Annotated in this window: 18 protein-coding genes; 12 read left to right on the top strand and 6 right to left on the bottom strand. The window is 70.7% G+C overall.

Going from position 1 to position 21,700, the window contains the following annotated elements:
- Positions 1 to 882: ABC transporter substrate-binding protein (locus VFL99_RS06805; RefSeq protein WP_325105581.1), on the bottom strand; the 882-nt coding region annotated here is incomplete at its 3' end.
- 210 nt (positions 883 to 1,092) lie between these two features.
- Between VFL99_RS06805 and VFL99_RS06800 the strand changes: the two genes are divergently transcribed.
- The 3 genes from VFL99_RS06800 to VFL99_RS06790 are packed head-to-tail and all read left to right on the top strand — an operon-like array spanning position 1,093 to position 3,735.
- Positions 1,093 to 1,773, top strand: a complete 681-nt coding sequence (locus VFL99_RS06800) for a response regulator transcription factor (RefSeq protein ID WP_325105580.1) — start codon at positions 1,093 to 1,095, stop codon at positions 1,771 to 1,773.
- Between the two features lie 19 nt (positions 1,774 to 1,792).
- Positions 1,793 to 3,154 (top strand): sensor histidine kinase, encoded by a 1,362-nt coding sequence (locus VFL99_RS06795; RefSeq protein ID WP_325105579.1) that lies wholly within the window; start codon positions 1,793 to 1,795, stop codon positions 3,152 to 3,154.
- Positions 3,151 to 3,735, top strand: a complete 585-nt coding sequence (locus VFL99_RS06790; RefSeq protein WP_325105578.1) for a GerMN domain-containing protein — start codon at positions 3,151 to 3,153, stop codon at positions 3,733 to 3,735. The genes VFL99_RS06795 and VFL99_RS06790 overlap by 4 nt, the downstream gene beginning before the upstream one ends.
- Before the next feature lie 19 nt (positions 3,736 to 3,754).
- Here the strand turns inward: VFL99_RS06790 and VFL99_RS06785 are convergent, their stop codons facing one another.
- Positions 3,755 to 7,177, bottom strand: a complete 3,423-nt coding sequence (locus VFL99_RS06785) for a DEAD/DEAH box helicase (protein ID WP_325105577.1) — start codon at positions 7,175 to 7,177, stop codon at positions 3,755 to 3,757.
- 124 nt (positions 7,178 to 7,301) lie between these two features.
- On the opposite strand from VFL99_RS06785, the gene VFL99_RS06780 reads away from it, so the two are divergent.
- Positions 7,302 to 8,465 carry a S1C family serine protease gene (locus VFL99_RS06780; RefSeq protein ID WP_325105576.1) on the top strand — a complete coding sequence of 388 codons (1,164 nt, stop codon included), beginning with the start codon at positions 7,302 to 7,304 and terminating at the stop codon, positions 8,463 to 8,465.
- A 68-nt stretch (positions 8,466 to 8,533) separates the two neighbouring features.
- Positions 8,534 to 10,183: a non-homologous end-joining DNA ligase gene (gene ligD, locus VFL99_RS06775; protein WP_325105575.1), complete on the top strand. Its 1,650-nt coding sequence runs from the start codon at positions 8,534 to 8,536 to the stop codon at positions 10,181 to 10,183.
- A gap of 24 nt (positions 10,184 to 10,207) precedes the next feature.
- Here the strand turns inward: ligD and VFL99_RS06770 are convergent, their stop codons facing one another.
- Positions 10,208 to 10,657, bottom strand: a complete 450-nt coding sequence (locus tag VFL99_RS06770; RefSeq protein ID WP_325105574.1) for a DUF2269 family protein — start codon at positions 10,655 to 10,657, stop codon at positions 10,208 to 10,210.
- A gap of 126 nt (positions 10,658 to 10,783) precedes the next feature.
- Between VFL99_RS06770 and VFL99_RS06765 the strand changes: the two genes are divergently transcribed.
- On the top strand, positions 10,784 to 11,572 hold the full coding sequence (locus VFL99_RS06765) for an alpha/beta hydrolase (protein ID WP_325105573.1): 789 nt from the start codon (positions 10,784 to 10,786) through the stop codon (positions 11,570 to 11,572).
- A gap of 13 nt (positions 11,573 to 11,585) precedes the next feature.
- Here VFL99_RS06765 and VFL99_RS06760 read toward each other — a convergent pair whose 3' ends face one another.
- Positions 11,586 to 13,184 (bottom strand): ABC-F family ATP-binding cassette domain-containing protein, encoded by a 1,599-nt coding sequence (locus VFL99_RS06760; protein WP_325105572.1) that lies wholly within the window; start codon positions 13,182 to 13,184, stop codon positions 11,586 to 11,588.
- 310 nt (positions 13,185 to 13,494) lie between these two features.
- On the opposite strand from VFL99_RS06760, the gene VFL99_RS06755 reads away from it, so the two are divergent.
- Together VFL99_RS06755 and VFL99_RS06750 are read left to right on the top strand one after the other, a co-directional pair.
- The gene (locus VFL99_RS06755) at positions 13,495 to 13,977 is read left to right on the top strand and encodes a hemerythrin domain-containing protein (RefSeq protein ID WP_325105571.1); all 483 of its coding nucleotides are present in this window, start codon (positions 13,495 to 13,497) and stop codon (positions 13,975 to 13,977) included.
- Positions 13,978 to 14,019: 42 nt separating this feature from the next.
- Complete coding sequence (locus tag VFL99_RS06750) at positions 14,020 to 14,814, top strand: SDR family NAD(P)-dependent oxidoreductase (protein ID WP_325105570.1); 795 nt, start codon at positions 14,020 to 14,022, stop codon at positions 14,812 to 14,814.
- A gap of 106 nt (positions 14,815 to 14,920) precedes the next feature.
- On the opposite strand, the gene VFL99_RS06745 is transcribed toward VFL99_RS06750, so the two are convergent.
- Complete coding sequence (locus VFL99_RS06745) at positions 14,921 to 15,328, bottom strand: type II toxin-antitoxin system VapC family toxin (RefSeq protein WP_325105569.1); 408 nt, start codon at positions 15,326 to 15,328, stop codon at positions 14,921 to 14,923.
- A 270-nt stretch (positions 15,329 to 15,598) separates the two neighbouring features.
- Between VFL99_RS06745 and VFL99_RS06740 the strand changes: the two genes are divergently transcribed.
- Complete coding sequence (locus VFL99_RS06740) at positions 15,599 to 16,828, top strand: CynX/NimT family MFS transporter (RefSeq protein ID WP_325105568.1); 1,230 nt, start codon at positions 15,599 to 15,601, stop codon at positions 16,826 to 16,828.
- A gap of 52 nt (positions 16,829 to 16,880) precedes the next feature.
- Here VFL99_RS06740 and VFL99_RS06735 read toward each other — a convergent pair whose 3' ends face one another.
- Entirely contained in the window at positions 16,881 to 17,480 is a 600-nt protein-coding gene (locus VFL99_RS06735; protein ID WP_325105567.1) for a dihydrofolate reductase family protein, read from the bottom strand.
- Between the two features lie 305 nt (positions 17,481 to 17,785).
- On the opposite strand from VFL99_RS06735, the gene dnaK reads away from it, so the two are divergent.
- From dnaK to VFL99_RS06720, 3 genes are all read left to right on the top strand, one after another.
- Positions 17,786 to 19,696: a molecular chaperone DnaK gene (dnaK, locus tag VFL99_RS06730; protein WP_325105566.1), complete on the top strand. Its 1,911-nt coding sequence runs from the start codon at positions 17,786 to 17,788 to the stop codon at positions 19,694 to 19,696.
- Positions 19,693 to 20,547, top strand: coding sequence for a nucleotide exchange factor GrpE (locus VFL99_RS06725; protein ID WP_325105565.1), 855 nt, complete (start codon positions 19,693 to 19,695; stop codon positions 20,545 to 20,547). The genes dnaK and VFL99_RS06725 overlap by 4 nt, the downstream gene beginning before the upstream one ends.
- A gap of 141 nt (positions 20,548 to 20,688) precedes the next feature.
- Positions 20,689 to 21,699 (top strand): DnaJ C-terminal domain-containing protein, encoded by a 1,011-nt coding sequence (locus VFL99_RS06720; RefSeq protein ID WP_325105564.1) that lies wholly within the window; start codon positions 20,689 to 20,691, stop codon positions 21,697 to 21,699.
- Position 21,700: the final 1 nt, after the last annotated feature.

The following is a 21,700-nucleotide window of genomic DNA, read 5'->3' as shown; positions in this document are numbered from 1 at the left end:
CTCGTCGACGACGATCTTGTCCACGTAGGCCTTCCGGATCGGGTCGGAGCTGGCCTCCCACGCCGGGTTCCGCACGAAGGTGATGTTCTTCGTCGCGTTGTAGGACTCGATCTTGTACGGGCCGTCCGAGATCGTGTGCTGGGCCTGGTCGTTGCTGGCCGGCAGGTACTGCAGCTGCTCCTTGGGAGCCGGCGAGAACGCGGGCATCGTGAGCATGTCCACGAAGTACGACGCCGGCGAGGTCAGCTTGAACTGCACGGTGAGCTGGTTCTTGGCCACGACACCGGGGAGCGGCGTGCTGTCGATGTACTTCGCCTGCGCCGAGGCGCTGGTCGAGGAGACCTTCGAGAAACCGGAGCAGAACTTGGTGTAGCCGACGATCAGCGTGGCGAAGTCAGGTGTGCCACCGAAGGGCTGCGTCGGGTTGCAGGTGCGCTTGACGCCGCGGACGACGTCCTGGGCCGTGACGACGCGCGCCGGGCTGGTGTTCCACTTGGCGTCGGTCCGCATGTCGATGGTGTAGGTCAGGCCGTCCTTGCTGATCCCGCCGTTCTTCTGGGTCGGGATCTTGGTGGCCAGGTCCGGCGCGATCGTTGTGGTCTTGCCCGGGATCGCCGGGTTGGTGAACAGCTGCCGGCTCCAGATCCGCAGGCCGAGGTAGCCGATGGAGTAGTAGCTGATGTTCGGGTCCATGAAGTCCACGTCCCCGGTGCCGAGCATGTTCAGCGTGCCGCCGCGGACGGCCTTGCCGGCTGAACTACTGCTCTGACTGCTGCTGGAGCTGCTCTTGGCGGAGGCTCCGCCGCTGCTGCATGCCGCCAGGCCGAGGCTCACCATACAGATGGCCGACACCCCGGTCAGGAGCTTCTTCTTCTGGTTCATGGCGTCCTCCGGGCGCTGGACAGTGGTAACTGTTCTTGCACGCTATGGACGAGCCGCCTTGAGCCGGAAGGAGATAAGCGGAAGCGTCACGGTCCCGCAAGAATCCTGTGACAACCTGCCGGCACATGTGACGCCGGTGTGACGAGAAGGTGACAGCACGTCATACCGGAGTGTCTGCAGCCACGCGCCGGGCCGTCGCATACTGAGGGGGTGACGCGCAGCGTGCTGCTGGTGGAGGACGACCCAAGGGTCCGGCGGGTGCTGCGCCTCGCCCTGCAGGACGAGGGGTATGCCGTCGCCGAGGCTGCCGACGGGGAGCAGGGGCTGGTCGAGCTGGGCGCGCGGGCGCCCGATGTCGTGCTGTTGGACCTCATGCTGCCGGGCATGGACGGCTTCTCGGTATGCCGTGCCATCCGCCGGGAGAGCGACGTCCCCATCATCATCGTGTCGGCCCGCACGGACAGCCACGACGTCGTCGCCGGGCTGGAGGCGGGCGCGGACGACTACGTGACCAAGCCGCTCGTGGGCAAGGAGCTGTCGGCGCGGATCCGTGCGCTGTTGCGGCGGGCCAGCCCTGCGCCGCGCCGCCCGGAGAGCCTGACGGTCGGCGACCTGGACCTCCGGATCGGGGAGGGCCGGGTGCTGCGCGACGGCGAGCCGTTGTTCCTCACCCGCACCGAGTTCCGGTTGCTCGCCGAGCTGGCGCTGGCGGAGGGCGACGTGTGCAGCCGCGAGCACCTGCTCGAACGGGTCTGGGGCTATGGCTATTTCGGTGACAGCCGGATCGTCGACGTCCACATCCGACGGCTGCGGACCAAGGTGGAGCGCGACCCCGCCAACCCCCGCCACGTGGTCACCGCTCGCGGCCTCGGCTACCGACTGGCGCGTTGACGTGCGGCCACCGTGGCCGATGCTGGGGCTGCGCCGGCGGGTCACGCTGGCCTTCGGGCTGCTCGCCCTGGCCCTGTCGGTGCTGCTCGCCGTGGTGGTGTGGCTGCTCGTCTCGAGCTTCCTGCTCAATCAGCAGCAGTCGAACGCGGTCTCGGAGTGCTCGGTCGACGCCGTGGTGCTGCAGAGCGACTTGGACACGAGTCCGCGCCACGTGCCGGACGTGCTCCAGCGGCTGCCGACCACGAGCCGGGTCGCCTCGATCGTGTCCTACAACGGGGGCTGGTACAGCACCCGGCTCAGCTTCTCCCGCTCCACGCTGCCGCACGAGGTCTTCAGCGAGGCTGCGTCGGGCACGACGGCGACCCAGCGTTTCCGGCTGGGCGACCAGACCTACCTCGCGGTGGCGGTGCCGCTGCGCGAGCCGGGTGACGTCTACGCCGAGGTCTATCCCCTGCAGGGCCTGCAGGACACCGTCCGCACCCTGACCGTCGTGCTCATCGCCTCGGCCGCCGGCACGGCCGCCGTCGGGCTGGGCCTGGGCCGGCTCGCCAGTCGACGCGCGCTGCGTCCGCTGACCGAGCTGAACGCGGTGGCGGGGAGGGTGGCCCGCGGCGACCGCGGGATCCGGTTGGAGGCCGCGCACGACCCCGACCTGGCCGACTTGGCGACCTCGTTCAACCACACGGTGGAGAGCCTCGACCAGCGCGTGGAGGCCGATGCACGGTTCGCGGGCGACGTGAGCCACCAGCTGCGCACCCCGTTGACGACGATGCTCACGTCGATGGAGCTGCTGCGCAAGCACCGCGACCAGATGCCGCTCGCCGCGCGCGAACCGCTGGACCTGCTCGACGGCGACCTGGCCAACTTCCGCCGCCTGGTGCTGGACCTGCTGGAGATCTCCCGGGACGACAGCGGCGCGCCGATGGTGCTCGAGCGGGTCCGCCTGGTCGACCTGGTGCGCGCTGCCGCCGACACGGTCGCGAGCCGGCCGGTCACCACAGCCGAGCCGGGCGCCCTGGACGTCGTGGTGGTCACGGACAAGCGCCGGCTCGAGCAGGTGGTGACCAACCTCGTGGAGAACGCCGAGCTGCACGGCGCCGAGTGCCTGGCGGTGCAGGTGTGCCTCGAGGGCGAGGACGCGATGCGGCTCGTGGTGGACGACCGCGGCCCCGGGATCCCGGAGGCCTCGCGCGACCGCCTCTTCGAGCGGTTCGTCCGCGGCGAACGGCCGGTAGGCACCGGGTCAGGGCTGGGCCTGGCCATCGTGGCCCGCCACGTGCGCGCCCTCCACGGCACCGTGGAGGTGCTGGATCGACCCGGCGGCGGAGCGCGCTTCGTGCTGCACCTGCCCCGGAACCCGGCGGAGTGGGGGCGCCCGTGAGGTCCCGCGTCGTGGCGGCAGCGCTGACGTTGCTCGGGACGGCGTTGCTGGCGACGGGGACGCTGGCGGGTTGCGGCATCGGCCCGCAGGACCACGCCACCACGCTCGCGACGGCGGGGCCGACCTGGACCGCGCCGTCCACGGGGACGAGCCCGTCGGCCGGTCTGTCGATCCAGGTCTTCCTGGTCCACGACGGCCGACTGGTGCAGGTCTGGCGCCAGTCGCCGGGAGGACAGGAGCTCGCCGACGTGCTCGCCACGTTGTGCGAGAGTCCCTCCGCCCGGGACCGGGCCGAGGGTCTCAGTTCGGCCATCCCGAACACCGTGAACCGGATCCACGCACGGATCCGCCGAGGAGTGGTGCTGGTGCAGCTGCCGGCCGCCTTCGACACCCTGCCCAGCCAGGATCGGGTGCTGGCTGTGGCGCAGCTCGTCTACACCGTGACCGCGCAGCTCCCGGTGCACGGTGTGCGCCTGATGGCCGGCTCCCGTCCTGTGGACACCCCCGTGGGCAGCGGCCGGCTGGTGCCCCGGGCCGTGACACGCGCCGACTTCTCGAAGCTCGCGCCGTCCGTCGACTGAGCGGGCTGACAGCCGGGGGTCAGCCGAACAGCCCCCGGATGTCCTCGGCGGTCAGGGGAGCGGACAGCAACGCGTCGTCGTCCATCACCTGGTTGAACAGTCCGCGCTTGCGTTCCTTGAGCTCCATCACCTTCTCCTCGATGGTGCCGGTCGACACCAGGCGGTAGACGAGGACCTGCTTGTCCTGCCCGATCCGGTGGGTCCGGTCGACCGCCTGGGACTCGACGGCCGGGTTCCACCACGGGTCGAGCAGGAAACAGTAGTCGGCCTCGGTGAGGTTGAGCCCGAAGCCGCCGGCCTTGAGGCTGATGAGGAAGACCGGCGCGTCACCGGACTTGAACTCCTCGATCCGCCGGGCCCTGTCCCGGGTGCGCCCGTCCAGGTAGCAGTAGGGCACGCCCTCGGCGTCGAGCCGGTCGCGGACCAGGCGGAGGAACCCCGTGAACTGGCTGAAGACGAGCGCGCGGTGTCCCTCTCCGACGACCTCGTCGAGGTGCTCGAAGAAGGCATCCGCCTTGCTCGAGCGCACGTGCGCGTAGTCCTCGTCGACGAGCCCGGGCGCCAACGCGAGCTGGCGCAGCAGGGTCAGCGACCGGAAGATCGCGAACCGGTGCTTGTCCATGTCATTGATGAGGCCCAGCACCTTCTGCCGCTCGCGCTGCAGGTGGGTCTGGTAGATCCTTCGGTGCTTGGGGTTCAGCTCGACCTCCAGCACCTGCTCCTGCTTGGCGGGCAGGTCGGCCGCCACCTGTTCCTTGGTGCGGCGTCGGATCAGCGGACGGATCCGCTGGCGCAGCGCCGCCAACTGGACGGTGTCGCCAGCCTTCTCGATGGGCTTGGCGAAGACCTCGGTGAACCGCTGCGGATGGGGGAAGAGCCCCGGCGCCACGATCGACAGCAGGCTCCACAGCTCGAGCAGGTTGTTCTCGAGCGGCGTGCCGGTGATCGCCAGCTTGAACGGGGCCGGCAGGCGCCGTGCGCACTGGTAGGTCTTGGCCTGGTGGTTCTTGACGAACTGCGCCTCATCGAGCACCAGGCCGGCCCAGGGAGAGCCGGCGTAGGCCTGCTCGTCGATGCGGAACAGGGCGTAGGACGTGACCACCAGGTCCGCCCCGGCCACCTCGTCGGCGAGCTGGGTGCCCCGCTTGCGCTCGCTGGCCTCGATGGTGACCACGGTGAGCTCGGGGGCGAAGCGGGCCGCCTCATGCGCCCAGTTGCCGACCACGGAGGTGGGCGCGACCACGAGGAACGGCGCGTCGGCGCGGCCGGACTCCACCGCACGGCACACCATCGCGAGGGTCTGGACGGTCTTGCCCAGGCCCATGTCGTCGGCGAGGACCCCGCCCAGGCCGTGGTCCCACAGGAAGGACAGCCACTGGTAGCCGTCGCGCTGGTAGGGCCGCAGCTCGGCAGCGAGCCCGTCGGGCACCTCGGGGGGCTGGACCTCCTCCAGGTCCAGCAGCCCCTGCACCGCCCGCCCCCAGCGCCGGCTCTGCTCCTCGACCACACCGAGGGCGACGAGCTCCTCCCACAGTCCGGCTTGGTACTTGCTGATCCGCAGCTCGGGTGAGTCGTGATCCTGCAGCGTCCGCGCCTCGTCGATCAGCTGTCGCAGCCGCTCCAGCTCCGGTCGGTCGATGCGGAACCACGTGCCGCTGTCGAGGAGCAGGTGGGTGTCACCGCGGGCGAGCGCAACGAACAGCTCGCGGAAGGGGATCTGCTCCCCGTCGATCGTGACGGTCACCCCGAGGCCGAACCAGTCGGAGGTTTCCTCGGCCTCGCCGTCGCCCAGGTCGTCCGCGTCGAAGCCGTGATCGCCGTCCTCGCCGTCGTCGTCGAGGTCGCTGGTGGACAGGTGGATGACCGGGGTGGCATCGGTGAACCGGTAGTCGGGGACCTCGCCGACCACCTCGAGCAGCAGGTCGTCCAGTTCGCGCAGCAGCGGCAGGACCTCCTGGGTGAAGATCGCGGTCTCGAGCCCGCTCAGCTCCACGGTGGGCACCGGCACGTGCCGGTCGCCGCTGGGCAGGGCCAGCTTGCGCAGGCCGCCGGTGGGCAGGTCGATCTTGGCCAGCAGCGCCTCCTCCGTGGCCGCGTCGCGGGCGACCGTCGGAGCGGTCTCCGCAGCCCTCCGCCGGGAGCCAGAACCGGGGCCGGAGCCGGAGTCACGCTCCTGACGCAGGGGCACCAGGGTGACGTCCTCGCCCACCCGGTAGGCGAACCCCCAGTCGAGCCGCACCGTGTGTGCCGTCCCGTAGGTGACGGTGAGCGCCAGCCGCGGCGGCTCGATCTCCGGCAGCTCCAGGGAACCGTCCGAGGAGCTGACCGGCACGGCCTGCCGCAGTGAGGGGTAGTACTCCTGCAGGAACCGGCCGAGGTCCGCAGCGGGGATGTCGAGGCGACGGCCGTCATACAGCAGCTTCGACAGCTGGGGACTCACCTGCTCCGTGAACGGCACGAGCAGCAGGTCCCCCGCGGCGAGCCGCGGAAGGCTCCGCGGAGCAGCAGACCCGCCCAGGAAGCAGCCGTGGGCCGGGTCCCCGACGAGGTGGACCGCGCTCGCCGGCAGGACGACACCGCCGACCGAGAGGACGGGCTCGACCGCCGTGCTGCCGTCCGGCGACCGCCGCAGATCGAGCGATGCCGTGCCCTCCTGCTCGGAGAGCACCACCCGTCCTGCGGTGTCGGTGCCGGCCACCAGCGCCACGCCCGCCTGCTCCAGCTGGTGCAGCAGGCGCCACACCCCGACGCCCAGCTCGTCGAGGTGGATCGCCTGGTCGGCCGTCGCGTAGTAGGCGTGTCGGGTGCGGGCCTGGTGGGCGAAGAAGAACTCCCCGAGGGCGTCGACGTGGCGGCGATCGGTTCCCGGCCGGGCGTAGCCGAAGCCGAGGTCGCGCCATGACACCCCGGTGCGGATCCACCGCTTGGTCTTGCCCGGCGTCACCGGCTGCAGCCGCACCCGCGTGTGCGCCGTGACGGTCGTGGCACCGGCGTAGCGGCTGCGAGTGCGCGGCGGCACGACCTCGAACATCAACCCCAGCGGCGTGCCGTGAGTCGTGGACCGCTCCGCGTCGTGGGCACCGACGATGCCCCCGAGGACCCCCTCCCACGCGGCCACCTGCCCCTCCTGGCTCGCGGCTGCCGCACCGCGCGTCTCGAGCACCACGGCCGCGACGTGCTTGCAGTCGACCTCCATCGGGCACGTGCAGCGACCGGAGAAGCGCCCGACGCCGCTGGGTGGGTTCTCGGTGCCGGTGACGAGCGTGCTGTAGACGCGCCCGGCGCTGCCGGTCACCGTGCCGAACAGCGTGCCGCCCCCACCGCGGCTCAGCTCGACCACCTTGCCGTCCGTGGCGTAGTCGAGCCCGCGACGGAACGCGCCCGCGCCGACGACGGCGATGATGTCGCTGTCGGTCAGGCCATCCACCCAGCTCGTGTCCACGGCTCGACCCTACGGCGGGCGGCGGACACCTCGCCGTGCCACCTGTGGACAACCGCTCGGTTATCCGCTAGCCACTGCGGGTAGGGACCAATCGGCCGCTTCGGCTGCCAGGAAGGACGGGACGATGAACACCCTGCACAGCCGTGGCCCCGGCCACCGAGCGTCCACACCGCGTCGCGGCCTGGTGGCCCTTGCCGCCATGACCGCCCTCGCCCTCACCGGGTGCACCGCCGGCAGCGCGCAGTCCAGCTCCTCGGGCAGCCAGGCGGCCCCGTCACAGTCCGCCGCATCCGGTGGCGCCTCGGGCGCGGCGTCGGGTTCCAGCCAGTCGAACTCCGGTCAGGCGGGTGGGGACGGGCCGGCGGCCGCCCTGCAGCGGCAGTACGTCCACGTGGTCGATGAGGTCCTGCCCTCCATCGTCGAGATCCGCACCCAGAAGGCGCTGGGCTCGGGGATCCTCTACGACAACAAGGGGCACGTCGTCACCAACGCGCACGTCGTCGGCTCGGCCACCAGCTTCGAGGTCCTGCTGCCGAGTCGCGCGCGTCCGGTCAAGGCGAGCCTCGTGGGCACCTATGCGCCGGACGACCTCGCCGTGATCAAGCTGGCCAGCACCCCGAACGTCACGCCGGCGCAGTTCGGCGACTCCGGCAAGCTCCAGGTCGGGGACATCGTGCTGGCGATGGGCAACCCGCTGGGCCTGTCCGGCACCGTCACCCAGGGCATCGTGTCCGCGGTCGGCCGCACCGTCAGCGAGCCGCAGGGCGGCCACTCCCCGGGCGCGACGCTCGCCTCCGCCATCCAGACCAGTGCCGCCATCAACCCCGGCAACAGTGGCGGGGCGCTGGTCGACCTGTCCGGCAAGGTCGTCGGCATCCCGACCCTGGCCGCCGTCGACCAGGAGATCGGCGGCGCGGCCCCCGGGATCGGCTTCGCCATCCCGAGCAACACGGTGACCAACATCGCCGACCAGCTCATCAAGAGCGGCCACGTGACCAGTTCCCACCGCGCCGCCCTGAACGTCCGCGTCCGCACCGTCGTCGGGCCGAACGGCCAACCCGCCGGAGTCGGCATCGTCCAGGTCCAACAAGGGGGAGCCGCCGCCAAGGCCGGCCTGAAGGCGGGCGAGGTCATCGTCGCCGTGAACGGCCACCAGGTCTCCACCGCGCCAGACCTGCAGGTGCTGCTGGCCCAGCTGCACCCCGGTGACACGGTGAAGGTCACCGTGGTCAGCCAGTCCGGGCAGAAGAAGACGGTGAGCGTGAAGCTCGGCCAGCTGAAGGTCTGAGCCCCCCGAACGCACACCACCGACCGCCTGTTGCCCGGCCCCGAGCCACCCGAAGGAAGGACGACGGTATGCCGAGCGCTCGCGGTGCGCGCTCCCCTCACCACCGTGCCCCGGATGGTGACGAGCCGCTCGCCACCTACCGCGAGAAGCGCCGGTTCGACCGCACTCCGGAGCCGTCCGGCGACGCGTCGGCACCGGCCACGGACGGTGCCCGCCGGTTCGTCGTCCAACGCCATCGGGCGCGCCGGTTGCACTACGACGTGCGGTTCGAGATCGACGGCGTCCTCGTCAGCTGGGCCGTGCCGAAGGGTCCGACGCTCGACCCGGGCACACGGCGGATGGCGGTCCACGTCGAGGACCACCCGATCGAGTACGCCGACTTCGAGGGCGTGATCCCGAAGGGCGAGTACGGCGGCGGCGACGTGATCGTGTGGGACCGGGGCACGTGGGAGCCGCACGGCACCGACGACCCCGCCACCGCCATCCGCAACGGCGACTTCCACGCCGACCTGCACGGCGAAAAGCTGCGCGGCCGCTTCGTCCTCGTCCGTCGCGGAGGCCCCGGTGGCGAGGGCGACGGCAAGGAGCAGTGGCTCCTGCTGCACAAGCACGACGGCGACGCGGTGGAGGGGTGGGACCCCGAGGACCACCCCAGGTCGGTCCTGAGCGGGCGCACCAACGAGGAGGTCAAGGCGGCCCCGGAGCGCCTCTGGCGATCCGACCTGCCGGCCGCGGAGGCGTCGATCGAGCTGGACGCGGCCGCCGTGGAGTGGCCCGACGAGGACCAGATCGCTGCGCTGGACGACCTCGGGAAGCAGGGCACCTGGGAGGTGTTCGGCCGGTCGCTGAAGGTGACCAACCTCGACAAGGTGCTCTTCCCCGCCCGAGCCGGTGAAAAGCCGGTCACCAAGCGGGACTTCCTGCGCTACGCCGCCGAGATCGCGCCCACCCTGGTGCCCTATCTCGCCGGCCGGGCGCTCAACCTGCACCGATACCCGGAAGGTGCGGACCGGAAGGGCTTCTGGCACAAGGAGGTTCCGAGCCACGCCCCCGACTGGCTGCCCCGCTGGGACAACCCGCTGGCCGACCCGGGGGAGACCCGGACCTACCTCGTCGTGGACGAGCCCGCGGCACTCGTGTGGGCCGCCAACTTCGGCGCACTGGAGTGGCACCCGTGGACGTCGCGGACCGACGAACCGGAGCGGCCGACATACGCGCTGTTCGACCTCGATCCCGGTGAGCGCACCTCGTGGGAGGAGGTCCTCGCACTCGCCCGGCTGCACCGGACGGCGTTCGAGCACCTGCACATCCGCGCCTACCCGAAGGTCACCGGGCGGAGGGGGATCCAGATCTGGGTGCCGATCTCGCGGGGGCCGACGTTCGACGAGACGCGGGACTGGGTGGAGCAGGTGTCCCGCACCGTCGGCCGGGTGCTCCCGGACCTGGTCAGTTGGAAGTGGGAGAAGCGCGAACGCAAGGGGCTGGCGCGCCTGGACTACACGCAGAACGCGATCAACAAGACGCTCGTGGCGCCGTACAGCACGCGCCCGGGTGCCGGGGCACCGGTGTCGACGCCGATCAGCTGGGACGAGCTCGACGATCCCGAGCTGCGTCCCGACCGGTGGACGATCCGCACCGTGCTCGACCGGCTGGCCACCCGCGGCGACCTGTTCCGTGGTGCCCTCTCGACGGAGCAGCGGTTGCCGACGTTGCGCTAGCGCCGCCGACGCCGTGCCGGATGGTCAGGGCTTCCAGACCATGAGGATGACGACGATCACCAGGAGCAGCGAGACCAGGCCGGAACCCATCGCGATCCGCGAGTAGCCCGCCGGCTTGCCGGAGACCTGCGCCGCCTGCGCCGCGTTGGCATCCCGGCCGGCCGCCTGCATCGCCGGCACCACCATGCCGAGGTTGAGGCCGAGCGCGACGAGGTACAGCACGAGGGAGATCAGGATCCACGGGGTCGTGATCGACAGGTCGTACTTCGGGTCCGACATCCCCATCACCCCGAAGCCGAACACGACCGCCGCGAGCGAGGCGAAGCTGAACACCTCGGTGGACTTGGCGAGGCCGCCGACCTGCCTGCGGTCCCCGGCACGCAGCACGCGCATGGCGGTCATCGGCAGGATGGCCATCGGGCCGACGAGGAACACGGCGGACAGCACGTGCAGCACAGCGAGGACGGTCTCCATGCGGCTCACCCTAGGCTGCTCGGCTGCGGTTCCCCGAATCGGCGCGACCGGCATGGTCGCGGACGTGGCAAGGTGTGGGACACGTCACTCGGCCCCCTGCGGCGGTGGGCCGACAAGGAGGGCACCGTGATTCACCTTCGCACCGACTTCTTCTCGGAAACCCTCGGGTTGAGCACGTCCATGACCGTGCTCCTCCCGCAAGCCGCCGCGGGACAGGTGGGCATGAGCGGACGGGTTCGCGCGGACGGGCACCCGGTGCTGTACCTCCTGCACGGGTCCAGTGACGACGACACCACGTGGCTGCGCCGCACCTCCCTCGAGCGGTATGCCGCAGAGCTGGGTCTCGCTGTCGTCATGCCGCAGGTGCACCTCAGCTTCTACTGCGACGAGGCCTACGGACTGCCGTACTGGACCTTCCTCACCGAGGAGCTGCCGGCCCTCGTGACGGACACGTTCCGCGTCTCGTCGGCGCGGGACGACACCTTCGTCGCCGGCCTGTCGATGGGCGGGTTCGGTGCGTTCAAGTGGGCGCTCCACCACCCCGAGCGGTTCGCGGCGGCGGCGAGCCTGTCGGGCGCGCTCGACCTCGCGGGGCTGCGCTGGGAGGGGCGCGACCCGAAGCAGCGGATGCGGATCTGGGGCCGGCGCAAGATCGCCGGCAGCCACGACGACCTGCTGCACGTTCTCGACGGCGTCGACCCCGCTGCGCTGCCTGCGCTCTACGTCACGTGCGGTACCGAGGACTTCCTGCACGACGACAACCGGCGCTTCGTCACGGCCGCCGAGCAGCACGGCATACCGCTCACCACGGACTTCCGCCCCGGCGCCCACGAGTGGGGTTACTGGGACGCGGCGATCCAGCGCGTGCTCGACTGGCTGCCGATCGCGAATCCTGCGCCCGCACCTGTGGGCTGAGGCGCCCGGGCGCTCACTCGAACCGCACGTGCCGGGTCACTCCGAGGTCCCCGAGGAACCGGTCGTCGTGGCTGACGACGAGCAGCGCGCCCTGGAACGACTGCAGCGCGGTGACCAGCGCCTCGATGCTGGCGAAGTCCAGGTTGTTGGTCGGCTCGTCGAGGACCAGCAACTGCGGCGCCGGCTCGGCGAGCAGGAGAGCCGCCAAGGTCGCACGGAACCGCTCGCCGCCCGAGAGGCCGGCCGCTGGCTGGTCGGCAGCGTCCCCTCGAAAGAGGAAGCGTGCCAACCGCGCTCGCACTTCATGCGGCGATGTCTGCGGCGCCAGCCGGCGAACGTTGTCGACGACGGACAGGTCCTCGTCCAGGAGGGTGAGCCGCTGCGGCAGCAGCCGGGCGGGCACACGCAGCTCGACCCTGCCCGCGCGAGGCGGCAGCTGGCCGAGCAGCGTGCGAACGGCGGTCGTCTTCCCGGAGCCGTTGGGGCCGGCGAGGGCCACGCGCTCGGGGCCACGCAGGTGGATCGACAACCCGACGCCGTTGGCGAGCAGCAGGTCTCGGGTCAGGAGCACCTCTCGTCCGGCTGGCACGCGCGTGTCCGGCAGGTCGACTCGGATGGCCGAGGACGTGCGCAACCGCGCCTCCGCCTCCCCCACTCGCTCCTGGGCGTCCGCCAGCCGGTCACGGTGAAGCTGCTTGTACGTGGCTGCGCTGACCTGAGCAGTTCGCTTGCGGGCCCGCATGACCGCCCGTGGCTCGCGGGTGTTGTCGAACATCTTTTGCCCGTAACGCTTTCGCCTCGCGAGCGTCACCTGGGCCTGCGCCAGCTCGGCCTGCTGGCGACGCAGGTCACCCTCGGCCGCGCGCACTGCCTGCTCGGCCGCTGCCTGCTCGATTGCCACCGCCTCCTGGTAGCACGAGTAGCCGCCCGAGAACCACCGCGCGACCGTTCTTCCGTCGGCGGCACGGCGGAGTTCGGCGATCTGGTCCACCCGCTCCAGCAGGTCCCGGTCGTGGCTCACCACCAGGAGGGTGCCGCGCCAGCCGGCGAGGACGTCATACAGTGCGCGGCGGCCGGCCCGGTCGAGGTTGTTGGTGGGCTCGTCCAGCAGCAGTGCATCGGGGCGGCGCAGGAGTAGCCGCGCGATGGCCAGGCGCGTCACCTCGCCGCCGGACAGCTCGCCGAGGCGGCGTTGCAGGACGTCCGGAGGCAGACCGATGCGGGCCAGCTGCGCGACCGCGCGCTCCTCGATGTCCCAGTCGTCGCCGATGACCTCGAAGTGCCGCGGATCAACGTCTCCCGACGTGACAGCGCGAACGGCCTGGCGCTTCTCGGCGATGCCGAGGTGGTGGTCGACCGGTTGCTCCCCGCGCAGCGCCAAGTCCTGGCGGAGGTAGCCGAGGCGTGGTGGCGCGGTCACGGCACCGTGGTCGGGGCTCAGCTGTCCGGCGAGGAGACGCAGGACGGTGGACTTGCCGACGCCGTTCGGCCCCACCAGTGCGCCGCGTCCCGGCGGGACCTGGAGGTCGAAGCCGGCCAGAAGTGGCGTGCCGTCGGGCCACGTGAGGTGGACGTCGGTGAGCTGCAGGGGGGTGGGCGAGAGGGTAGGCAAGGCGGTGCTCCGTCCGAGGAGGCGTGCGAGTCCGGGCACACGTGAGCGCCCCGGCTGGTCGGCAACCTCAGTTGAGCACCGCACCTCCTTGCCTGGATGGACGACGTCGATGGATGAACGTCGAGGAGTGAACCACCCGCACTGTAGGTTCGGGCGGCCCGGCCGGGCAACGGAATTTCGGGGTAGGTCTCGGCGGGCATTTCTCCCTGCCGTTGGCCGTCGCCGTGTTCGACAATGACGTGGTTGCCGATGGACGAACGCAGGTCAGAGCGGCCGGTGACTGAATGCGGCAGGGGCAAGGAGGAGCGTGATGGAGGCGGAGTCGCTGGCGGTGGCGCTGGAGCGGGAGCACCGGCAGATCGACGGCGGGATCGAGGAGTTCGCCACGGGGCTCGCGGCGGGGGAGTCGGACCCAGAGCCCCTCACTCGCGCCACGGATGCGTTGCGGCGGCACATCTACCTGGAGGAGGCGTTCCTCTTCCCGCCGCTCACCCAAGGCGGCATGGTGATGCCCGTCATGGTGATGAAGCGCGAGCACGGTCAGCTCTGGGACGCCATGGACGCGCTGGACCGGCTGCTCTCGGAGGGGCCGGACGTGGCTGGGCGCGACAAGACCGTTGCGGCGTGCCGCGACCTGCTGGGCCAGCTGGACCGGCACAACTCCAAGGAGGAGCCGATCATCTATCCGCAGGCGGACGCGACGCTGCCGGCGGAGTCGGCTGCCGAGCTGCACGACTTCCTCGCCTCCGGGCGCATGCCGGAGGGCTGGGTCTGCGAGCAGGCCACCCGCTGACGCGAACTCTGCCCGGTCGGCGCCGACCGGTACGTTTCCGAGATGGATCTGGAACTGAGGGGACATCGGGCATTCGTGACCGCCAGCAGCGCAGGCATCGGCGCCGCGCTGGCGGACCGACTCGCGAGGGAGGGGTGCGCCGTCCTGGTGCACGGACGGCATACCGAGCGGGCGACGCGCGTGGCGGACGACCTGCGGCAGCTCGGTGTCGACGCTGACGTGGTCCTCGGCGACCTCAGCGACCAGGCAGCAAGGTCTCGGGTGGCCGCGGCGGCTCGAGAGTGGAGGACCGACATCCTGGTGAACAACGCCGGGCCCTTCGTCGAACGGGATTGGAGGAGTGCGGAACCGCAGTTCTGGCTGGACAGCTACGACCAGAACGTCGTCTCCGCCGTGCGCCTCATCAGAGAGCTCACACCCGCGATGTGCCAACGTGGGTGGGGGCGAGTCATCAACATCGGCACTCGCGCCGTCCGGACACCCCTGCTCAACATGGTCGACTACTCGGCGGCCAAGGCCGCGGTCCTGAACCTCACCGTCAGCCTGGCGCAGCACCTGGCCGGCACAGGCGTGACCGCCAACATCGTCAGCCCCGGGGTGATCCTCACGGACGGCGTGCGCCGCATGATCGACGCCCGGGCGAGCAGCGGAGGCGCCACCGGCGAACAGGCCGAGCGAGAGCGCCGATTCACCGAGGAGTATGCGCCCAACCCGACCGGCCGACTGGGGACCGGCGCCGACATCGCCGCAGCCGTCGCGTTCCTCGCCAGCCCACTCGCCGACTACATCAACGGGGTCAACCTGCCCGTCGACGGAGGCATCGGCGGAGTGGTCTGAGACAGGCGATGAAGGGGGATCCCGGCGACTGGCGCCGTCCGAGCATCGCGTCTACCCCGACGAGACGGCGGGGACCGCCCGAGAGTGACCAGCTGAGGCGGGTGGCTCAGTCGTGGTCCGCGGTGAGCGCGTCGAGGGGAGCCAGTGGCACCACGCCCTCGGCCTTCGCCCGCAACGCGGGATCGATGGTGACGAGCGCATCGGCTTGGAGTTGGGTGACGGCAAGGTACTCCGCGTCATAGGTCGTGTCCCAGCCGTGCGCTCGAGCCAGCCTCCACGCGGAGTGGCGCGACCCTCGGTCGCCGAGGAGCCGCATCTTCAGCCGCGTCAGGCGGTCATGGTGCTCGAGCGCCTGCCGCTCGGTGAGCTCCTCGCGCTGTACCGCCTGCAGCAGCAGCGTGAGCGCCTGCGAGCGAACCAGGTTCGGGGCGACGAGTTGGTGGCGGGCGCTGACGGGAATGTCCTCGGCCACGAGGTGCAGGAGGGTGGGAGCGTCGATCACATATCGGGCCACTCCCGCACCTTAGGACCTCGCGTCCGGCAATCCCAGATGCAGCCGCTGTTGAGCCTCGGGTTGGGCCTCGCCGGCTGCCCTCTACTTCGGCAACAGCGCGACCGTGGAGGAGCGCTTCCTGGCCGAGCGGTTCCCGGACACCTATCCGGACTACCGGCGCCCGACCAAGGTGCTTGTGCCGTTCGTCTTCTGACCGGCCGGGAGAGGACCCAGGCGTCAAGGGACCGGACATCGACCGGGCGGTGCGCCCGAACGTGATAGGAGTCGCGGGTGAGCTCGTCCAGCCAACCCCGGCGCGCGATCCGGCGCCCGCTGGTGAGCGCGACGCTCGCGTTCGTCGCCATCGTGCTGATCTCGGTGAACCTGCGACCCGGCGCCACCTCGGTGGGGCCAGTGCTGGAGGAGCTGCGCAGCGGCCTCGGCATGAGCGCGCCGGTCGCCGGGGTGATGACCGCGCTCCCCGGGCTGTGCTTCGCCATCGCAGGGGCGCTGGCCATCGCCCTCGCGCGCAGGACCGGGCTGACGGGTGGGATCACCCTCGGTGTGGTGGCGATCGTCGTCGGACTGGTGCTGCGCTCCCTGGTCGGAGCGGTGTGGCTCTTCCTGGTGCTCTCGGTCGTCGCGCTGGCGGGTATGGCGGTCGGCAACGTGCTCGTGCCCGCCTGGATCAAGCGTCATGCCGGGGACCGCGACGGACTGCTGATGACGCTGTACAGCGCCGGACTCACCCTGGGCGGTTCCATCGGCTCCCTCTTCGCCGCGCCCATGGCGGCGCAGGTGGCCGGCGGCTGGCGCTCGGCTCTCGGTGTCTGGGCCCTGTTTGCCCTCGTCGCGCTCGCGCCTTGGGTGGTCATCACGCGTCGCGAGCTCCGAGAGACGGCTGACCACCGGGCGCCGAGCGAGGGGCCCGCGGCACGGCTCATCCGATCGCGCACGGCGTGGGCGCTGTGCCTCTACTTCGGCGTCCAGGCGACCAACGCCTACATCCAGTTCGGGTGGCTGCCCCAGATCTACCGCGACGCGGGTCTGTCGGCGGAGACCGCCGGGGTGCTCACCTCCGTGGTCGCCGGCCTGGGCGTGGTCGGCGGGCTCCTCATGCCCGGCCTGGTCTCGCGTTCCCCGAACCTGTCCTGGGCAATGCTGGTGCTCGGAGCCATCATGGCCGCCGGCTACCTCGGCCTGCTGGTGGCGCCCGCGAGTCACCCCTGGGTGTGGGCCATCATGCTCGGCGTCGCCGGGTGGACCTTCCCGGCCGCGATCACGATGGTCACCGCCCGTACCCGCGACCCGCACGTGACCGGTCAGCTGTCCGCGTTCGTCCAGCCCGCGGGATACCTGTTCGCGGCGATCGGGCCGCTGGTGGTGGGGGTCATCCACAGCGCGACCGGCAACTGGCACCTGGTGATCATCCTGCTGGCGCTCAGCGCCATCCCGATGACCGCGGCCGGGCTGCTGATCGCGCGGCCCCGATACGTCGACGAGGAGATCGCGCTCCCCTGATCGCCGGTCGGAGCCCCCTCAGTGTGTGCCGATCGGCCACGCCCAGCCTCGGCTACCTCCTGATCGCGTACCGCACGTGCGTGGCGTACGGCGAGCTGACCACCTTCACGACCTCAAGGTCGATGTCGCGGTCGAAGCCCGCGAACAGCCGCTTGCCGGCCCCGAGGATCACCGGTGCCGTCGAGAGCACGAGTTCGTCCAGGCGGCCGGCAGCCAACACCTGACGGATGACGTCCGCACCGCCGCCGATGCCCACGTCGCCGTCACCGGCCTTCTCGCACGCCTGTGCCAGCGTGCTCTCGAGTCCGGACACGAAGGTGAACCCGGCCTCCGGCGCCGGCTGGTCCCCGGTGCGGTGAGTGAGCACGAACAGCGGGCCGGGGAACGGGTTCCTGCCTCCCCACGCGCCGGCCGCGTCGTACATCCCCCGCCCGACGATACCCGCGCCGAAGCCTGCGACGAGCTCGTCGTAGAACTCCTTGTCGGGGCCATGCATCGCGAAGTCGTGTCCCCCGTCGTAGGTCCACGGACCGCCCATCACCCAGTAGTGCAGGCGTTCTCCTCCCTTGCCCAAGCCGTGCGCCGGCCCGTCATCGGGTCCGGTGACGAAACCGTCGACCGACATGCTGATGGATGCGATGACCTTGCCCATGGTTGCTCCTGCGTCGGGTGTCGCGAGGACAGACCTGGCAGCGACCTTGGACTCATCGCCAGCCAGTAGGCGGCCAGCCGGTCGGCGAGCTCGGCGACACGGGAACAAACCCGTCCAGCCCATAGTTGAGTCGACTGAACGCAAGTTTGCGGAGCCTGAGTTTGACAAGGTCGGCCCCGGCGACGCAGATTGAGCGAGGACGTATCAACCACCTCTGGTGAGGGCCGCGGCAGCCTGCCGCGGGCACCTGAGCCAGGCACCCGGCATACCGGATCGAACAAGCGAACGACACAGGAGCGACATCTATGGCACGTGCGGTAGGCATCGACCTCGGCACCACGAACTCGGCCGTTGCCGTCCTCGAGGGCGGCGAGCCGACCATCATTGCGAACGCAGAGGGCGGCCGCACGACGCCGTCCGTGGTCGCGTTCGCCAAGAACGGTGAGGTGCTGGTCGGCGAGATCGCCAAGCGCCAGGCCGTCACCAACGTCGACCGGACCGTCCGCTCGGTCAAGCGCCACATGGGCACCGACTGGACGACCGAGATCGACGGCAAGAAGTACACCGCCCAGGAGATCAGCGCGCGCATCCTGCAGAAGCTCAAGCGCGACTCCGAGGCCTACCTGGGTGAGGACGTCACCGACGCGGTCATCACCGTGCCGGCCTACTTCGACGACCACCAGCGGCAGGCCACCAAGGAGGCCGGCGAGATCGCGGGGCTGAACGTGCTCCGCATCATCAACGAGCCGACCGCGGCCGCGCTGGCCTACGGTCTGGACAAGGGCAAGGAGGACGAGCTCATCCTCGTCTTCGACCTCGGTGGCGGCACCTTCGACGTGTCCCTGCTGGAGGTCGGCAAGGACCCGGAGGACAACTTCTCCACGATCCAGGTCCGCGCCACCAACGGTGACAACCGACTTGGTGGTGACGACTGGGACCAGCGGATCGTCGACCACCTGCTGACGACGGTCAAGAACCAGACCGGCGTCGACCTGGCCAAGGACCGCATCGCGATGCAGCGTCTGCGCGACGCCGCGGAGCAGGCCAAGAAGGAGCTCTCCACCGCGAGCAGCACCAACATCAGCCTGCAGTACCTCTCGATGGGCGAGAACGGCCCGATCCACCTGGACGAGTCGCTGTCCCGCTCGCAGTTCGAGCACATGACCCAGGACCTGCTGGAGCGCACGAAGGCGCCGTTCCACAACGTGATCAAGGACGCCGGCATCTCGGTCTCCGATATCGACCACGTGGTCCTCGTCGGCGGCTCCACCCGTATGCCGTCCGTCAGCCAGGTCGTGAAGGAGCTCACCGGCAAGGACCCCAACAAGGGCGTCAACCCGGATGAGGTGGTCGCGGTCGGTGCCTCCTTGCAGGCCGGCGTCCTCAAGGGTGAGCGCAAGGACGTGCTGCTCATCGACGTGACGCCGCTGTCCCTCGGCATCGAGACCAAGGGCGGCATCATGACCAAGCTGATCGAGCGGAACACCGCGATCCCGACGAAGCGCTCGGAGATCTTCACCACGGCGGACGACAACCAGCCGTCGGTGGGCATCCAGGTCTTCCAGGGTGAGCGCGAGATCGCCCAGCACAACAAGCCGCTCGGCAACTTCGAGCTGACCGGCATCGCCCCGGCGCCCCGGGGGGTGCCAAAGATCGAGGTCACCTTTGACATCGACGCCAACGGCATCGTGCACGTGTCCGCCAAGGACCAGGGCACCGGCCAGGAGCAGTCGATGACCATCTCCGGCGGCAGCGCGCTGCCCAAGGAGGAGATCGACCGCATGGTCAAGGAGGCCGAGGCGCACGCCGAGGAGGACCGCCAGCGGCGCGAGGACACCGAGACCCGCAACAGCGCGGAGCAGCTCGTCTACTCGACCGAGAAGTTCCTCGCGGACAGCGGCGACAAGGTGCCGGCTGACGCCCGCGGCGAGGTCGACTCGGCCCTGTCCGACCTGAAGGACGCCCTGAAGGACGGCTCGAACGCGAGCATCGACGACATCAAGGCCAAGCAGGCCACGCTGTCCGAGGCCTCCCAGAAGATGGGATCGGCGATGTATGCCGCGTCCCAGGCCGAGGGCGCAGGTGCCGGTGCCGCTGGTGGCTCCGATGCGGGTGCCGCTGGCCCCGACGCCGGTGCCACGGGCTCGTCGAGCTCGGCTCAGGACGACGTGGTCGACGCCGAGGTCATCGACGACGACGAGCAGTCCACCAAGTGACCGAACGCGACACCGGATGGACCGGGGCCGCTCGGGGGGCGGACGAGGAGTCCGCCCCCCAGCGCCCGGTGATCAAGGACAAGCGACGGATCGACCCCGAGACCGGCGCCGTGCGCGGTGCCGACGGGGTCCCCGCGAGTGAGACCACCCCGAACGAGGAGGAGGCAGTGATGGCTGCTCCTGACGAGACCGGCCCCGTCGAGGAGGGCTCGATCGTGGACGAGTCGACCGCGACGTCGACCGGTGCCACGGCCGCAGCCACGACGGACGGAGCCACGACGGCGGGTGCGCCGGACGGCGAAGGCGACGTGGCGGCATACAGCTCCTCGGGTGAGAACCCGGCCGCCCAGCCGGCCGCGAACCCGGCGGAGCCGAGCGGTGCCGAAGCAACGCCCGAGAGCCCGGCGGAGGAGTCGAGCCCCGACGCGACGCTCGCCGAGGACCTGCGGCGTGACCTGCAGCGGCTCAACGCCGAGTACGTCAACTACAAGCGGCGGGTCGACCGCGACCGGGAGCTGCATCGTGACCTCGCGGTGAGCGGTGTGGTCGAGGCGCTGCTGCCGGTGCTCGACGACATCCACCTCGCGCGCCAGCACGGGGACCTCGAGGAGGGACCGTTCGCCGCGATCGCCGACAAGCTCGAGGCGACGCTGAAGCGCTACGGCGTGGAGCGCTACGGCGAGGCGGGCGAGGCGTTCGACCCGAACGTCCACGAGGCGCTGATGCACACCGAGGCCGAGCTGCCCGAGGGCACCGAGACGACCACCGTCGTGCAGGTGCTGCAGCCGGGCTACAAGATGAACGACCGGGTCGTCCGGCCGGCGCGCGTCGCCGTCGCCGACCCGAGCTGACGACAACCCCGCGAATCTAGGGCCTTTCCGGCCGATCTCGGGAGTTCCCGGCCGATCTCGGGAGTTCCCGGCAGATCTCGGGAGTTCCCGGGCCGGAAAGTCCCTAGATTCGCAAAAGACCACAGGCAAAGGAGACGCTGAATGGCGAGCCAGGACTGGTTCGAGAAGGACTTCTACCAGGTCCTCGGTGTCTCCCCCGACGTCGACGACAAGACCCTCAAGAAGACCTACCGCAAGCTCGCGCGTGAGTGGCACCCGGACGCCAAGCCCGGGGACGCCTCCGCCGAGCAGAGGTTCAAGGAGATTGGCGAGGCGTATGCCGTCCTCTCCGATCCCGAGCAACGTCGCCAGTACGACGCGATCCGCCAGATGGCCCACGGCGGAGCCCGATTCACCGCCGGCGGGGGGCCGGGCGGGGCGAGTGCCGGCGCCGGGTTCGAGGACCTCTTCGGCGGCCTGTTCGGCCAGGGCGGCGGAGGGCGCGTGCGCTTCAACACCGGCGGCGGGGGACCACAACCGGACTTGGAGGACATCCTCGGCGGCATGTTCGGGGGCGGCGCGGGCCGCGGCTACGGGGGCTTCGGCGCGCCCGGCGGACCCCGCCCCGGACAGGACATCTCGGCGCGCACGAGCCTGAGCTTCCGGCAGGCGACCGTGGGTGACACCGTCACCCTGCAGGGCGCCGACGGGCAGCGGATCACTGCCCGGATCCCCGCGGGGGTCAAGGACGGCCAGAAGATCCGGCTGCGGGGGAAGGGCCACCAGGGCGACGCGGGAGCACCCCGCGGCGACATGATCCTGACCGTGCACGTGGAGCCGCACCCGGTCTTCGGCCGGGACGGCAACAACCTCACCGTCGACCTCCCGGTGACATTCGCCGAGGCGGCGCTCGGAACCACGGTGGAGGTGCCGACCCTGTCCGGGCACCCGGTCAAGGTGAAGGTGCCTGCGGGGACACCCAGCGGCCGCGTGCTGCGGCTGAAGGGGCGCGGCATACAGACCAAGAACGGGACGGGCGACCTGCTCGCCAAGGTGAAGATCGTTGTCCCGCAACGACTGTCGGACACGGCCCGGGAGGCGGTCCAGACGCTGCAGGCCGAGGAGGCCGGCGTCGACCCGCGCTCCGAGCTGTTCGCGCGAGCGAGGGAGTGAG

The sequence above is a fragment of the Segeticoccus sp. genome, assembly GCF_035708005.1.
Note: the sequence above shows the minus strand (reverse complement) of the source record. Positions and strands in the feature narration are given on the sequence as shown.

What these genes read in the sequence shown, in the direction of transcription:
- dnaK (WP_325105566.1), top strand. Translation starts at nt 17,786, where the DNA reads ATGGCACGTGCGGTAGGCATCGACCTCGGCACCACGAACTCGGCCGTT.
- VFL99_RS06795 (WP_325105579.1), top strand. Translation starts at nt 1,793, where the DNA reads ATGCTGGGGCTGCGCCGGCGGGTCACGCTGGCCTTCGGGCTGCTCGCC.
- VFL99_RS06755 (WP_325105571.1), top strand. Translation starts at nt 13,495, where the DNA reads ATGGAGGCGGAGTCGCTGGCGGTGGCGCTGGAGCGGGAGCACCGGCAG.
- VFL99_RS06770 (WP_325105574.1), bottom strand. Translation starts at nt 10,657, where the DNA reads ATGGAGACCGTCCTCGCTGTGCTGCACGTGCTGTCCGCCGTGTTCCTC.
- ligD (WP_325105575.1), top strand. Translation starts at nt 8,534, where the DNA reads ATGCCGAGCGCTCGCGGTGCGCGCTCCCCTCACCACCGTGCCCCGGAT.
- VFL99_RS06720 (WP_325105564.1), top strand. Translation starts at nt 20,689, where the DNA reads ATGGCGAGCCAGGACTGGTTCGAGAAGGACTTCTACCAGGTCCTCGGT.
- VFL99_RS06780 (WP_325105576.1), top strand. Translation starts at nt 7,302, where the DNA reads ATGAACACCCTGCACAGCCGTGGCCCCGGCCACCGAGCGTCCACACCG.
- VFL99_RS06750 (WP_325105570.1), top strand. Translation starts at nt 14,020, where the DNA reads ATGGATCTGGAACTGAGGGGACATCGGGCATTCGTGACCGCCAGCAGC.
- VFL99_RS06735 (WP_325105567.1), bottom strand. Translation starts at nt 17,480, where the DNA reads ATGGGCAAGGTCATCGCATCCATCAGCATGTCGGTCGACGGTTTCGTC.